The sequence below is a fragment of the Rahnella rivi genome, assembly GCF_019049655.1.
Classification (GTDB): domain Bacteria; phylum Pseudomonadota; class Gammaproteobacteria; order Enterobacterales; family Enterobacteriaceae; genus Rahnella; species Rahnella rivi.
In genome coordinates this window covers 1-228 of sequence record NZ_JAFMOX010000001.1, presented here as the reverse complement: position 1 = coordinate 228, position 228 = coordinate 1, and the positions used below count along the sequence as shown (strand labels likewise).

Here is a 228-nt window from a genome sequence, read left to right as displayed (position 1 = left end):
CGTTACCGCCTGCGCCGTACATAAGATCAGCGGCATACCAGCCCGAGGCATTGTTACCAGCGTCCGTTCCGTTGTACGTCATCCCCGACCTCGCCAGATCCGACTCCGTCAGCGTCGCATCGTCGAAGACAAAGCTGAACTGGCGATAAATCCCTCCGGGTTGATCAGTACCGGCAAAGTAGTTGCTGACCGTCACGCTGTCATCGCTTCCGTAGGCCTGTATGATAA

Annotated in this window: 1 protein-coding gene; it reads right to left on the bottom strand. The window is 56.6% G+C overall.

Going from position 1 to position 228, the window contains the following annotated elements:
• The coding region (locus tag J1779_RS00005; protein ID WP_217202528.1) for a hypothetical protein at window positions 1-228 on the bottom strand (228 nt) is incomplete at both ends.